At 26.8% G+C, this 14,993-nt stretch carries 16 protein-coding genes; all 16 read right to left on the reverse strand.

What is annotated here, in order from left to right; all coding sequences use genetic code 11:
• Positions 1 to 4: 4 nt before the first annotated feature.
• The 16 genes from ACZ5N4_RS13540 to ACZ5N4_RS13615 all read right to left on the reverse strand — a co-directional run bounded on the left by ACZ5N4_RS13540 (position 5) and on the right by ACZ5N4_RS13615 (position 14,988).
• Complete coding sequence (locus ACZ5N4_RS13540; RefSeq protein WP_464210740.1) at positions 5 to 1,330, reverse strand: phage portal protein; 1,326 nt, start codon at positions 1,328 to 1,330, stop codon at positions 5 to 7.
• Positions 1,331 to 1,342: 12 nt separating this feature from the next.
• A complete protein-coding gene (locus tag ACZ5N4_RS13545; RefSeq protein WP_464210742.1) occupies positions 1,343 to 1,501 on the reverse strand; it encodes a hypothetical protein in 159 nt (52 codons plus the stop codon).
• A gap of 12 nt (positions 1,502 to 1,513) precedes the next feature.
• Entirely contained in the window at positions 1,514 to 3,127 is a 1,614-nt protein-coding gene (locus ACZ5N4_RS13550) for a DNA packaging protein (protein WP_464210744.1), read from the reverse strand.
• Positions 3,128 to 3,140: 13 nt separating this feature from the next.
• A complete protein-coding gene (locus ACZ5N4_RS13555; RefSeq protein ID WP_464210746.1) occupies positions 3,141 to 3,614 on the reverse strand; it encodes a hypothetical protein in 474 nt (157 codons plus the stop codon).
• 121 nt (positions 3,615 to 3,735) lie between these two features.
• Positions 3,736 to 3,969: a hypothetical protein gene (locus ACZ5N4_RS13560; RefSeq protein ID WP_464210748.1), complete on the reverse strand. Its 234-nt coding sequence runs from the start codon at positions 3,967 to 3,969 to the stop codon at positions 3,736 to 3,738.
• A gap of 16 nt (positions 3,970 to 3,985) precedes the next feature.
• Positions 3,986 to 4,858, reverse strand: coding sequence for an SU10 major capsid protein (locus ACZ5N4_RS13565; RefSeq protein ID WP_464210750.1), 873 nt, complete (start codon positions 4,856 to 4,858; stop codon positions 3,986 to 3,988).
• Between the two features lie 75 nt (positions 4,859 to 4,933).
• Positions 4,934 to 5,452, reverse strand: a complete 519-nt coding sequence (locus ACZ5N4_RS13570) for a hypothetical protein (protein WP_464210752.1) — start codon at positions 5,450 to 5,452, stop codon at positions 4,934 to 4,936.
• Positions 5,453 to 5,472: 20 nt separating this feature from the next.
• The gene (locus ACZ5N4_RS13575; RefSeq protein ID WP_464210754.1) at positions 5,473 to 5,805 is read right to left on the reverse strand and encodes a hypothetical protein; all 333 of its coding nucleotides are present in this window, start codon (positions 5,803 to 5,805) and stop codon (positions 5,473 to 5,475) included.
• Between the two features lie 22 nt (positions 5,806 to 5,827).
• A complete protein-coding gene (locus tag ACZ5N4_RS13580) occupies positions 5,828 to 6,046 on the reverse strand; it encodes a hypothetical protein (RefSeq protein WP_464210756.1) in 219 nt (72 codons plus the stop codon).
• Positions 6,047 to 6,104: 58 nt separating this feature from the next.
• Positions 6,105 to 6,260 carry a hypothetical protein gene (locus tag ACZ5N4_RS13585; RefSeq protein WP_464210758.1) on the reverse strand — a complete coding sequence of 52 codons (156 nt, stop codon included), beginning with the start codon at positions 6,258 to 6,260 and terminating at the stop codon, positions 6,105 to 6,107.
• 25 nt (positions 6,261 to 6,285) lie between these two features.
• Entirely contained in the window at positions 6,286 to 7,770 is a 1,485-nt protein-coding gene (locus ACZ5N4_RS13590; RefSeq protein WP_464210759.1) for a hypothetical protein, read from the reverse strand.
• 616 nt (positions 7,771 to 8,386) lie between these two features.
• Entirely contained in the window at positions 8,387 to 8,587 is a 201-nt protein-coding gene (locus tag ACZ5N4_RS13595; RefSeq protein WP_464210761.1) for a hypothetical protein, read from the reverse strand.
• 68 nt (positions 8,588 to 8,655) lie between these two features.
• Positions 8,656 to 8,985, reverse strand: coding sequence for a hypothetical protein (locus ACZ5N4_RS13600; RefSeq protein ID WP_464210763.1), 330 nt, complete (start codon positions 8,983 to 8,985; stop codon positions 8,656 to 8,658).
• Positions 8,986 to 9,050: 65 nt separating this feature from the next.
• Entirely contained in the window at positions 9,051 to 9,245 is a 195-nt protein-coding gene (locus tag ACZ5N4_RS13605; protein ID WP_464210765.1) for a hypothetical protein, read from the reverse strand.
• A 346-nt stretch (positions 9,246 to 9,591) separates the two neighbouring features.
• Positions 9,592 to 12,744: a hypothetical protein gene (locus ACZ5N4_RS13610; RefSeq protein WP_464210767.1), complete on the reverse strand. Its 3,153-nt coding sequence runs from the start codon at positions 12,742 to 12,744 to the stop codon at positions 9,592 to 9,594.
• A 378-nt stretch (positions 12,745 to 13,122) separates the two neighbouring features.
• On the reverse strand, positions 13,123 to 14,988 hold the full coding sequence (locus ACZ5N4_RS13615; protein WP_464210769.1) for a hypothetical protein: 1,866 nt from the start codon (positions 14,986 to 14,988) through the stop codon (positions 13,123 to 13,125).
• Positions 14,989 to 14,993: the final 5 nt, after the last annotated feature.

The following is a 14,993-nucleotide window of genomic DNA, read 5'->3' on the forward strand; positions in this document are numbered from 1 at the left end:
ACTATTATATATCTGTTTGAACATCATCTAAATTAATATTATCTTCATTCATTTCTTTTAATATTTTTTCTAATTCACCTGTAACATCTGCTACATAAGGATTTTTTGCTAACATGGTTTCAAAACTGATTCCATTTATATCTCTTAAATTCTTTAAATTCTCAATAACCTCTTTTGCATTTTGAGGAATTTCCAACTGGAATTCACAGTCCATATCACCATCTACATAAATGTCTTTCTGTGCTAACATCTTCCTTATTTGCTCCCATCTAATATAAAAACCATCTAATAAATATTGGCTATCAATTCCAGACTTTAATATAATAAGTTGGTACATCATTTTAATGCTTGTTTCAGATAAATTACTGACATCTTGAGCATTCATTGATACCGCAGGAACGCAACTACTTATTAACAAGTCATTAAATAGTGTCTCATATAATAATTTCATACTCTGATAATCTGTTTTATTTTGCTTAAAATCAAATGTACTTCCATCCTCTAATTGTAATACATGACCAACAACATTTGGGTCAACTGCTCCTTTACCATCTTTGGTTATTCTTAACTTAGTGCCTGTTAAGCATGGAATACCCGTTATAAACTTATAAAGTGCATCTTGGTATTTACTAGTTAGCTTCTCTATATTATCTATAATAGATTTCCAATTTTGTACATCACTTTTACCTTCGTAAACATTAGTTTCCTTTGAAATTATAAAATGAATGGGTAACCCACTGTAGTTTTTAGAAGTGCTTATTAATTTAATTTTACCATCAACATTATTATACTCTTCAACTCTATCAGGGTAATAAACAGTATAATATTCTATCATTCTACTTGTCATGTAGTGATAAATAAAAGCAACATAATTCCCTGTGTCAGTTACTACAGGATAACTATTTTCACTTAATAATATCTTGCTTTTAATATTATCCTCTTCATCAAAATATAAATACTGAAATGCTTGACCACTTACTTTCATTTCCTTGTATATCTTAATGTCTTCTCTCTTCATTTTTGAATTTTTATATACATTCTGCATTTCTTTTAATGTTGTTGCATCATCACAAATTATTGTTATTGGATTTTTCAAAAGAAAACTAATTATATAATCTAATAATATATTTGCAAAATTTAATTTAATTTGTGTAGGTTCTACCCATCTACCATCTATTTGAATTTTTAATCCATCATTTTTTCTATGTCCATCCAAATATTCTTTTATTTCAACTACTTTATTTATTCTATCTAAATGCTGTTGTTGATAACATTCACTTACAAACCACCAATCGGCATTAGGATAATATTCTTTTATGTATTCTTGCAAATTCAAGCCATATCACCTCACTTTTACTCTTTCATCTGCATAGCCTGTTATTTTTTCTCTTATCATTAATTTGCATAAATCAATAGCTTCAATAATTTCATCTTCCTGTGTATCCTTTTCTGCTCTTTCTTTTATTTCATCTAGCCATATGTATGCTTCTTTTAAATTCATAATCCAATCCTCCTATAAATAACTCTTACTTTGCATCATGTTCATTACTGCAAGTCCTAAAGAAATAACTAAGTCGTCATGCATAGATTCCCCTCTTTTGTTACCCATTTTCCCATCTTTTTCAATGTATGTATTCATTTGATTTAATGTTTCAATATCATTAACACAAATCATACTCATTTCAAAATACTCTTTGAGGTCATTTATTAGCTTTAATTTAGTACCTTCTATAGACATCCAGCCTGGAATTAATTTTTGTTTACCACTTGTTTTATCAAATCTTTTTGTTTTAAGTAATTGAATATATCCTCTTTTTTTTAATCTACCAACTAAGTCAGCACCAGTACCACCGTTAGGTTGTATTTCAATATTTAGCATCATATAATTAAAATACATACCCATTTCATAACAAATGTCTTCAAATTTATAAATTGGTACATCGTTTCTATTAAATGTTGCTACTTGTTCACCGTTACTGTCTAATATTTGAATAGTTTGACCGTCCCTATTCCCACCGATTCCCATTGATGTATCTACTCCACCCCAATAAGTTTCATTAAGCTTAATAGTCTTATAAATGGAAAAACCTTTACCATAGTATCTACTTAACAACTCTGGTAAAGGTTTATTTTCATTTACTTCTTTATAACTTAATGGTTTAATATTATTAGAATTTATGTAATTAGTTCTATTTAATATAATTTCTTGGTCAAAAACATTATCTGTCGAGTTTCCTGCAAAAGCTTCTTGAGGAATAGAAGGATGTTCATTATAAAATTTATTTAATTTCATGTCCAACAATTTCCACCTTCTCCACATAAGTTGTTTAAGTGTCGCTCCCTTCTTATACAAATCATGTTCATATGGTTCGAGGTCTTTTTCTTGAAGCCTTACTCCATGATTTTGTGATTTATACCATGTTTCAGCCTCATCATATTCAACTTTATACAAATCTTTATTTTCATACCACGGAAAGAAAACTAACTTGTATTTTGAATCTCCTTTTAATGCTCTCATACAGATTTTATAAAAATAATCACTACAACCATTTTTTGCGGTAGATTCTATCATAAACTTACTATCTGCGTTCTTTGAAAGCAACGGCTCTAAAGCTGCAACTGCATCCTCTTGTTTTTCAGCCGACCATATTCCAAATTCAGTTAGCATTATAATTTGTGCTGTTCCACCTCTTAGAATATCTTTATTTCCTGCTAATGCGAAAACAACACTACTACCATTATCCAATATAAATTCATTATCATTATCTCTTATATTTTTTTTACTATATTGTTTTGGAATACTCTTATATTGCCTTTTAAATTTTTTCATAACTTCTTTTTTTGCTTTATCTTCATAACTACAAATAACACATGTAATATTTGCAATGGTTAATATTTTCATTATGATATAATTAATACAAAATTCTGAAATACCTAGTTGTCTTGCTTTAAGACAAACTACATATTTATTTTTTTCAACCGCCTTAAGCATTGCGTTTTGTTCATTATTAAAAGTAAAATCTACTAATTCATTGTTAACATTTAATATTTTAGTCATATTTTTAGCAAATAATCTACAATCACTAAATACTTGTTTTAACTGTTCTTTCTTCGTCATTTTAGCCACTAGTTGTTACCTCCTAACTTAAATCAAAATTAGTTTCTTCATTTTCAATATTCTTAATTTTAACTCTATTAGCTTTATTCAATGATTCAATTTCTTTCTTAATAGTTTTTAAGGCATTAAGGGCTTTTTCATCTCCACCCATTGCTTTTTCAAGATAGGTTTCGTACAACTTATAAAAATCTTGGTTCATTTTAAAATTATAATATTCTTGCATCAATCCTTGATACTCATCTGTTGTTTCCCATATTTGCAATAGTTTATAACTCTTTTTACCATTTGTTATTATCCCGTTTCTCTTTTTTCTTAAATATTTATTTATAAATTCTTCTTCAGTGATATTTGAAAAATCCGTTTCAGAATTACTTAGTTTATTTCTCCATAGAAAGTAATAATAATATTTTTTTTCAAAAGGTCTTGAAAATCTATGTGACAATTCTGTAAAGAAATTTTTTCTTGCATTGACTCCTTTAGTTTCTTTTTTTACCATAACAATTCACTCCTTAATTTATTTTTAAAATTTAATCTATATTCAAAAATTCAAACTCTTAAACTCTTGAGTATGGATTAAAAAATAGGATAGAGAAATTAACCCCTATCCTTAATTATTATTATTCTGTTTTCTTAGTTTTCTTAGAAGTTTCTTCTTCTGTAACTTTTGTTTCATCAGTAGATTCTTCTACAATTTTATTCTTAGTTTCAGATTTATCATCTTCTGTAACGCTAATACTATCATCATATCTTTTTAAAATTTTTATCTCTTTTTTATCTATAGTTTCATACTCTCCATTTATGAATTGAATTCCTTCTACAAATAAAAATGAATTATCTGTTTTAAATTTCATATGTACTATTTACCTCCTATGCAAATACTATTTTAGATGCTGCTTTAGAATTTGCAAGTTTTAAGCAACCTTCCCATTTTACCATTTTTGCTATAGAATCACCTGTTTTAGCTAAATCTTCGGCTTGAGCCTTTTGTAGTTCTTTAAGTTCTAAGTAGTCTGGATTAACTACAACAAAAGATTTTGCACCGCTTAGACTTGGACATAATATAAATGTTACATCTCCATAATCTGTATGATAACGATCACAAGTGAACCCTAGGAAATTATCCTTTGCCATGTATTTTACATCAGCAAAACCATTTATAATTTGTTTGTTAGTATCATCTATAAAACAAAGCATATTATCATTTGTTCCTGAATCGTACATCTTCTTTAACATAGATTCAAAATAAGCTTTAGTTAAAGTTCCTGTTGCATTTACAACATTATCTGAATTAATTAAATTTAATAATCCAGACATCTTTTGTCCTTCACTTGCTGTAGCTGCTGCTTTAGTTCCTAACATTAATCTATCCTCTATTGCATATTTTAATAGAGTTAATTTCTTATTGACTTCTCTAGCCATAAGATCATCTACTCCAGCAATTACACTAGATTGTGCAGTTCCACTGACCTTTGCAGTACCAGTTAAAAGCTCTGTGTAATTGAATAACAAACCTGTAGTATCTTGTACATCGGCAGGTGCATCTGCTCCTTCTTTAGAAGTCTTGATTGCATCGGTATTCAGTGTTTCTTCATACCAACTTATGATATTACTTTCAGCTCTTTTAAATTTACCATTCTGTAATAGAAAACTTAGGAATGGCGTTCTTTTAGGATTAATTATTGCTATCTCCTTTGATAAGTCTAAACTTTGATATTGTGCGTTATTTGACATTGTATACATATGCGTATACCTCCTTTATTCTTAAATTTTATTTTTAATATAAAAAAGACTATCAACATTAAGTTAATAGTCAGGTTATTGTCTACTCATTTTCTGTCTTATCATTTCAAAGACATTACCTTTAGCTTCTGCCTGTTTGTAAGCATCAGCTTGTACTTCATCTTGTGGCTTAAAACCATCACTAAATTTACTCTTATTAAGTGTCTTAGATAATTCAACTATTTCCATTACTTTTTCTATGTCCTCAACATCTTTAATAAGTCCAGTTCCTAAAACTGCTTTTTGCAAATCTTTATCTGGTATTTTTTCTAATATAGTATTTTTAATAGTTTGTTCTTTTAATGCTTCATCTTTTTTCTTGGTTTCCTCTTCCAAAGCCTTATATCTTTTCTCTAATTCAGAATATTTATCATCCTCTTTAGATTCATCTTTCTTATCCTCGGTTGTTTCTTTCTTAGATTCATCAGCTTTAACTTCTTCTTTGTTTTCAGTTTTATCATTTTGAACAGTTTCTTGTTCTTGTTCCTCCTGTTCAGCTTTAACCTCTTCTTTAACTTCAGTTTCTTGGTCTTCTAAATTCTTATTATCTTCCATAATACATTAATCTCCTTTCATTATCTTACAATTAATTTTTTAAACTCTATCTCTTCTCTATCCTCTATAAAGAATGGTATAGCCATACACTTTATATCAGCATAATTAATAAGCACATCTTTCTTTATAGAATAATCTCTTAACACACAAAATTTATTATTGAATCTTTCTCTTACTTCTTTACTGTAACTTCTAAATCTAGCATCATTTTTATTAAGATAATCTATCAGTGCACATGATTCAGTGCATGTTGTGCTAACTGTTACGACAACTTGTCCTTTGTCTTTTAGAATAAAATCTAAATCAACTAAAGTAATATCTGGATCAAACTCACTTTTCTTTAATTTACTCATACTCAAACTCCTCTCTTCTTAACTATACTTGTCTTTTCTTAGCCTTCTTTAAGGCTAATTTATCAAGCTGAGTATTATTTATAAACTCTGTTTTAATATTCTTTAACTTTTCTTTACTAGATTTTAAAAAATCTTGAAGCATGTTTTCAAAACTTTCATATTTCTTAGGTTTACATGGCATCCAAACCCAAGGATTACTATGTCCATCATACTTATATTTATTTGTTTCTTTATGTCTCACTTATACCACCAACTTTCTTAAAAAATATATGAAATTACATTTAAGACACTTTTACTAGTTAGCATTGTTTGATGTATATTCCCATAAATATCCAAAAATAAATACTATCTTCATAGATCATAAATTCGTATCCTTTTTCTTTTGCTGCTTTTGCTGCACTAAATATATCTTTGAAACATTTGAATCTTGCATCAAAAATATGATGTTTGTCCACATTTATCACTCCTTATTAACATTTTCTAATAAGCTAAAGCCATATAATCGAACCCTGTTACCGCACTACCACTATTATAGACTGTGAAACCGTTGGTGCTTTTAACATACCAATATTCACCTAGATATCCATTGGAATTACTGTTTGGTGTAATATACACTGTATAATTAGTATTTCCTAAATCTTTTGCAAAAGGTATTCTCGTTCCTGTAAGTCCGTTAAAACTTGCTGAACTAGCACAAATCATACATGGTATACCAAAGTCAATTCCATTTTGTATCGTTCCTGTGTCTTTATCTCTCTTTCCTTGTGCAAGTCTAAATTTACTTCTGTCATCAACTAAGAAATTTATTCCTCCATCAAATAAGTTTATATTACTCTTATTTTGATGATTTATAATAACTCCACTTAATTTATTAATTTCAAATGCAGAATTATTCATATCATACATGCCAAAGTTATTTTCATTATTTACTGTCATAAAATAATTTTCTCTATTATCATACGAAGTAAACTGAATGAAACCTCCTGTTTTTCTATCACTCGAAACAAACTCTGACATGTTGTCAGTGTTACTCTTGCCCTTAAGTGTCAGTTTAACAGTATTATCTTCACCATATAATTGAATAATGCCTTGATTAGCTCCTGTATCATCCATACTAGATATATGTATTTGGGTTTGTTGATTAGCATTTTTTAAATTAATAGTTCCTCCACCATCATTACCATTTATCTCGACAATATTGGAACTATTATTATTTTTAATATTAATAACACCCATGTCATTTGCAGAATATGTACCTATTTCCACTCTTTCTTTTCTTACATCACCATTATATAATTTAAAAAATCCACCTTGATACCTTGAATCTGGAGCTGAACCCATAATATTAAAGTATCTAATATTCTTATTTTCTTTTATTTTATTGTCCATTATTTTCTTTATTCCATTACTACTTAACTCATAAGCTTCACAATACCCCCCAATCATTTCCGGTTCTTCCCAAGCTATATGATCCATAGTATGTTCAAAAACATATGTTGCAGAATCATTTTCCATAACTTTATTACAGGCAAATTTGAACGCCTCTTCATTTTTTGCACCAGCCGTGTATAACGTAACTTCTTCTGGATCATTCGATAAAGGCATACTTACCATTTCAAAATTATTATTGCTAAGTAAATTGTGTAGGGTTATTTTTCCGCTACAATACTCTGCAACGTAAATTATAATTCTATTAGTACCTACATTTGTTAAGTTTTCAGAGTGTTTTTGGGCAATTAAAGACAAATTCACAACGTTATAATTATAACTTTCCTCATACTCTTTTATAATTTTATAGGCAATATTTAATATGCCAGTACACCAAATTAGCTGATTGCCTACTACATACAGCTTTTTTGCAACATCATTTACTCTATAATGTAAACCATCTTTTTCTATTGATGTTGCGGTATCACTTGCCATATATAATTTATTTTTTCGTTTATAAATTATTAACGCACTCAATCTTTTCCCTCCATTATTATCCTCTCTCATTTATATAAAATTTATAATTATCTTATTTAATACGGTTTTTCGTAATCTCTGCGATAACCGTAAACGCATCAAATAAGGGAGTTTCACCCTTGTTACTAAGTTTTCTTTACATTTTGCCCTACTTGGTCGGGCGTCTGAAAGGCGACAGATTTCCACTGCTATAAGAAAACCTAAAAAACTTACTCGGTTTACGTTTATAAAATTAAAACAAAAATGATTTTAGAACCCTAAAGCTCTAATAGGAATATGCGTGCTTTCTCCATAGATTAAATAATAAGGGCAGCCTTTCCTCTCAGCTACCCCATTATTAAAAGGAGATAAAATAAATTATTTAAAGTATATGTCACATACTCCTATTAAAGCTCTATAATAAAATTTCTTTTGACAACAAATAGGAAACAGACCGTTTCAAACAATCTGTTTTTTATCACTAAAAAGAATAAACGCCACTTAAAACATATGCACCACATACGTAGAAAGAGACGTTTATAAAACCTCTAAGGAATGGGTACAATTTATTGGACTCATTCCACCCAATATTATTATATACCATTTTAAAAGAAATATCTCCCTTTAACTTTTTATTTTAAAATTCTATTGTTCTATCTGAATTTAAATACCAATTTTCTCTTTGTTCTATAGTCATCTTATCCCTGACACACATATCTCCAGCAAATACATAAGCCTTTTTTAAGCCCCCTTGTCTAATAACTCCATATATATTTTCATCTAAGAATTTACATGAAGTTTTTAAAAACCAAAGATAGTGTTTTATAAAATTTTTCATTTTCTACCTCCTTTATTTTTTGCATAATAAAAAGACACCCTTGCTTGAGTGCCTTAAATTCTAATAATTTATTTTTCTTGTGGTAAAGTTAGCGCATTTATTATTAGTCCAACTACTAATAATAAACCATCATTTTCATTAAATATCCCAAATTTTCTCGATTCATTACCTTGAATGTATCCTGAATAATCTGCAAAATATTGATTTAATTCTTGTATGTCATATGGCCCATTCACGAAATCCACCATGAAATTTTCTTCATATTTTGTATTTAAATATGTTACTAAATTGTTATTGTCTAATTCTTCTTCTATTTTAGTTATAGTTTCAGTATTCCCATTAGAAATTAATGCAATTATCTCAAAAGCTAAAACATCTATACCTCTATATTTCACCATTCTATATCACCTCCTATAAAATACTATATTCTACATAAAAATGTAATTTCCTTCATATTTTTATTTTAAAAGCGTAATTTTGCTATCAATTCACATATCTGCTGAAGCCTATCTTGTGGCAACTCTCTTTTTCCCTGCAAAAATAGACATACTGATGTTGGAGAAATGCTAATCTTATTAGCCACCCATATATTTTTTACACCATTTTCCTTTAAGTATTTTTTTAATTCATTTTTTACATTTTCGTTTGACAGCTCCACGTTGCCACCACCTTCCTTTTTTATTATTTATAATTTATATTTCGTAAAAAAAATTTCAACAAAAAATATCAAAAGTCTTATTGACTCTTGATATTTTTATATGTTATTATATAATAGAGGTAAATTATAATTTCAAATCATATCTCCATAGTGTGTAAAGTGAAAAATCATCTCTGAATCTAGTTACATCAACGCTTTACGCCATTATCTTTTATTTTATTTTTATGAAAAAATATCAATAAATTGTAAAATTATAAAGAAAAATAAGAAAAAATTATCATTTAATATTTTTCTAAATGTGGAATTGGAAAAAGAGATAGTGTATTTCAACTATCTCTGATGATGTTTATTTTTTAGATTTTCTTTCTCTGTCCTTTTTCTTTCTCTTTTCCTCTGCACATTCAAGACACATAGTTTGTCTATTGCTTTTCTTTTCAACTTCTTTGCCACAACATTCACAAAATATACATCCTTCTTTTGGCTGCTTAATTTCTATATTATTCTTCAAATTATCAAGAATAATATCTCCAAGAATATTAAACAAAAATCCTTTTTTACAATCCTTATTGCTCTTATAAATATATTTAATAATAATATCAACGCATTCAACTATGTTTATTTCTTTAGTTTTACAAAAGTCCTCAAACTCTTGTCTTAAACTTGTATAAACTATATAAGCTATCCTTTCTTTGCTAACTTCTTCATCATTATTTATAACATCACTTAGATTACATACACACATAAAATAAATTTCCATATTTTGTTTTAGCTCTTTATATTTTTCTATAACTTCTTTAGCTACATCTGATTTTAAATCTACATGTATATTATTCATTAATCTATTTTTATTAAATTTACCTACACAACTAAAATCAAAATCTCCTTGTTTTATGTTTTCAATTTTTTTGCATATAGTATTAACTGTAGAATTATTAATTGCTTCAACTTGACTCGCATCCTTATCTTTAGCAAATTTAAAGAAGTATGGTAGTTTATATTTTTCAAGTTCAGATAGTTTCTTTTTAATATTGTTACTTACTTCTACCATTTCAAGGGTTTTTGCTGCATCTATAGAAAAGTTATTTAAACAACATAATAATTTAGCAATATTTAATCTTTCCTTTTTTTCATCTTCTGTAAAATCTATTATATTACCTTCATCATCATATCTTCTATGATTCCATAGTTTAGTAAGCTTATTAGAATATTCTCCTATATTTCCATATTGAAAAGCACTAACCAAACTATTATATATATTTTCAGCATTAATTTCTTTTGCTTCAGCTTTACCCATTTCATAATAAAGTGGAACTATACCTTTCATGTTATATGAGGCTTGTTCAATTATATCGCTATCCCCTATTACTAAACTCTTATCTCCATCATTATCAAATTGTAATATCTTACTAATCATATCATGACAACTTGTATAAATACCATCTGTCACAAACCAATCTTTCATATCCTCAGAAGTTACATTGTTTCTTACACAATGCTCTTTGTATAGTGCAGGACTACGATTAACAAGTAATTCATTATATTTCTTAGTGCTAAATAACTTGCAATAAACTTCTTTATCTTTTAATAATCCTGTTACTTTGTCTTTACCCCAAAATACAAATTGCATCCACGCAAAAACATCTGGAATTAAAAAAGTATAATAAGCTTTATCAAGTTTAAATTTTCCATACTTACTGTTTTTTCTTATTTTACTAATACACTCAGATAATTCTTTTTGAATATGGTAGTCTTGTAATAGTTCTGGATATATCACTAAACTTTCTTGCAAATAATTTCTATCATTGTTTTTATTTGTAGCTCCTAATAATTCTAACATTGTATTTTTATCTGTATAAGCTTTTATTATTAATTTATCTATTTTATTAGTAAATTTATTAATAACTTTTTCGTCACAATCCTCTAACGTCTGCCACATCTGATAATTAAAAGAAGCTTTTTTAAATTTATCATCCTCCATATTGCAAATATTAGCTTTACAATTATTATCATTAAATTTAGTTTTATAATCATCCCATGATGAATAATACTTCCACATCTTGAATTGTGATCTTGAAAAAATTATTTTAATGTTATCCTTTTTTAAATCCCATTCTTTACCCCATATATCAGTAACTTTATAATTACCATTATTATATTTATTACACCACAAAATAAAATCATTAGGTGTTAATAACCCTTTAATCCAACTTAATCTACACTGAAAATTCTTTTTACTTAACTCTGGAAGAATCCAACCACAACCATCAGAGTGAGTTATTGTTATATTCATAGGTTTTCTTTCAGCTTTATCAGCTAATAACCAATATTTTTCTTCAATAGTCTTATATGTACCATCTTCATTTTTAATCTTTTTACTTTCTGAATCTAAAACGATTTTATCTTTTGTTTCTTTTGTCTTAGCTATATAATCAACTTCTTTATTTGTTAAAGTAGTTTCAAAATCATCAATTACAATACATTCGTCAATATTAAATTTTCTACCAATAACAGTTGACCATTCATCTGTAGCACTTGCTGTTAATGCTAAATAACTTAAAAATTTATTTATATTACAGCCATTTTGCGCAGATTTATTAATATCCTCTATAGTCAAGCCACACATAAGAGTTTTTTGAAATTGCTCCCATAATGTTTCTTTAATATAAACCATCTTATGATTTCTTATTTGACCTGCTGAAGAACTAAAATATATATATTTTTCATTATTATAAGCAAATCCATTTTTAAGTAATTGCTTCATTATTGGATAATGGTAAATTCCCACGGTAATCAAATCTTCACTTAATTCGTTAGTTTTTAGTCCTAAAGTCCTTGTTAAATCACTTTCGAAAACTGAAATAATACTATATTTACTTACTGAATTCAATCTTCTTGTTTCAGTATTCTTCTTAATCAAATCATTAAATTCTTTTTTTAGTTCTTTTATTTGAGCTTTATAACCTATATCTATTTTCTTCGTTTTAATATTATCTTTTTTATCTTTATACTCTACATCTTTAAACTTAATATAATTTTCATCTATTTTTATCATAAGATTCTTAAAAGCTTTATCTTTCAATAACGGTTTATTTCTTTTTACTAATGTATTCATGTATTTTCTTATATAAATTCTATTCTCATTCTCTTTAAGCTGCAATATATAGTCTTCTATGAAATCAAATTTATATTTAGGTTGCTCAAATATCTTTACATCTGCTTTTCTCTTATACTTTTTAATTTCAGTATTAGTATTTTTAATTTTTATCAAAAATTTTGATAGTTGTACATCTTCTATTAATTCATCCTTTTTATAAACCTTATCATCATCAAATGTAATTGTTTTATTACTAATATCTTTTATAAGATTTAATAATGTATATTCCTTTAATAATTTAATATTATTCTCTAATCCTTTAATTTTAGCCATTAACTCATTTTCTTTTTTATTTAAGAAACTATTTGTATCTACACTATATATATTAACTTGTTTTTTTAACATATAACTCCTCCATCCTATTTCAATAAAATCTATTATTTATTTTCTTTGGCAGACCAAGCTCTTGCTTGGGATGACAAAAAGCCGTCTGCAAGACTATCCTATTATTTTTATTTAGAGTATTAGGGGTTTTCCCTCTTGTATTGTTCCGTTTCACTACACAATGCAATTCACCCTTAACCCCTCTTTGCTTACGCAAATTCACCCCTGAGGGATTTTATTAATTTTATTTTTCTTTCATTTAATTATCTTTAAATAGTTATTATTCTTATTGTTTTATAAGTTTTTTAATACCTCTTTACTACGTAGTCAAATGTATATATATAATATACAATTCACTACGTACCAAAAATACATTTAAATATAATCATATCAATACCTTTAGCTTTCAATATACAAATAATAATCCTTGCCTTTTCCTTTAACTCTTTTGCATACAATATTTCTTTCATCTTTTATTTTTTTAACCTCAGAATCTCTATTGATATAATCCCAATTACTTTTAGTAACTTTAAATTTTTTTAATATATCATTAAGTCTAAATTCACCATCAAATTTTTTTAACCAATTTATTATTTTACCTTTTGCACTATTTTTCTTTCTTTTGCTGTTATCATAATCAGTTAACTTTCCATCTTTATTAGGTTTAATATTATAAAGTTGTTTCAGTGTAATTAAAACTGATTTATCAATTCTACAAAAAATATGAAAATATCCAATTGGTTCTGAACTTCTTGCTATCCTTTTGCATCCTTGATAAAGTGAAGATGCTATATCATCTATCATTAATTGCTGCAATTCCTTATTATTTATAAATCCCCAATCCTCATTACCATTAATTTTATTAGTTTTCATTTCATCATCAGTTAATTTTTCACTCTTCCAATATTCATAAAGAAATATGTAGTATGGTATTTGCTTTCTAGGAGTCTGAAGAATATAACAATAGTTAAAGTCACCACAATCATTAATTCCTCGCATATTGTCAAAATTATAGAATTTTATTTCTTCAATTTTATCTTCTAATTCTTTATCAATATGATTTCTTTTAATCTGGATACATTCTGTTTTAGAAGTTAGAATTAACACCTTACTATTTCTTTTTGTATGTTTTAAAATATACTTCATTTTTTCATCTCTAAATTTTGTAATATCATTTCTTTGCTTACTACTCTTAGAAGTATTTTCCCTATGATAATAAAAGTTACAATTGCTATGATCTATTATTCTTTCACTATCAACTACATCAAAAAATTTTTCATTTAATTTATACATAGAATTAAATTTTGCCGAAGCATCTAGCCATATATTCCTTTTTAACATTAAAAATTCAAACTCACTGCAATAAGTGTAAATTGTGCTATATTCAGAATTGATTAAAACATTGTTATTTTCTATCTCATTGTAAAATAATGCTATTCCATCAATAAATTTTTTCAAATCATTTTTAGTTGTTATATAGTTATTGTCAATTTTATAATCTTCCAAAAATTCATCTGATATATTATTTTCTATAAAAGAATTTATTGCTTCACATTCTTTTTCTATAGAAAAATCAATATTATCAAATTTATCAGTATATTTAGCTCTATGTGTTAAAGCATCATCAGTTGAATTATTATCTATTAAATCAATTAATGGTTCACATATTTTCTTATATGTCTTTTTTATTTCTTCATGAGATTTAAATATGTTCAAAACTTGGTTATATTCATTTATACTAAAAGTCGAATATGTACTATTTACATTGTCAATTTGTTCATCAATAATAAGTAAATTAAAGTTGTTTTCTAAATCTTCCTTCATTACCACATATTCAAGTGTATTAGCTATACATAATCTTAAATACATTGAATGTGTTAAAGCTATAATCTTTTTAGTTAAACATACCTTAAAGTTTGTAGTAACATTATTACTTTTTCCTTCTTCGGTTGCTGAAGGTATATAAGCTATTGCAAATGATTCATTAGTTTCTTTGTTAATTCTTGTTACAAAATCAATACATTCCTTTTTAAATTTACTTACAAATACAATTCTTTTTCCTATAGATCCATGTTTTTTTATATCATCTATTATTGTTTGACAAGTTCCTGATGTCTTACCTCTACTAGCTTCCATAGAGAATGTTTTAAATGTAGATTTAGCATTAAAATTACCAAATGGATTAGATATATATTCAATCATTTTCATTAAATCTTCATCATTTTTATTAACTATATTTTCTAAACTCTTCTTTTCTGCTACCAATAATA

It is taken from the genome of Clostridium nitrophenolicum, assembly GCF_055391695.1.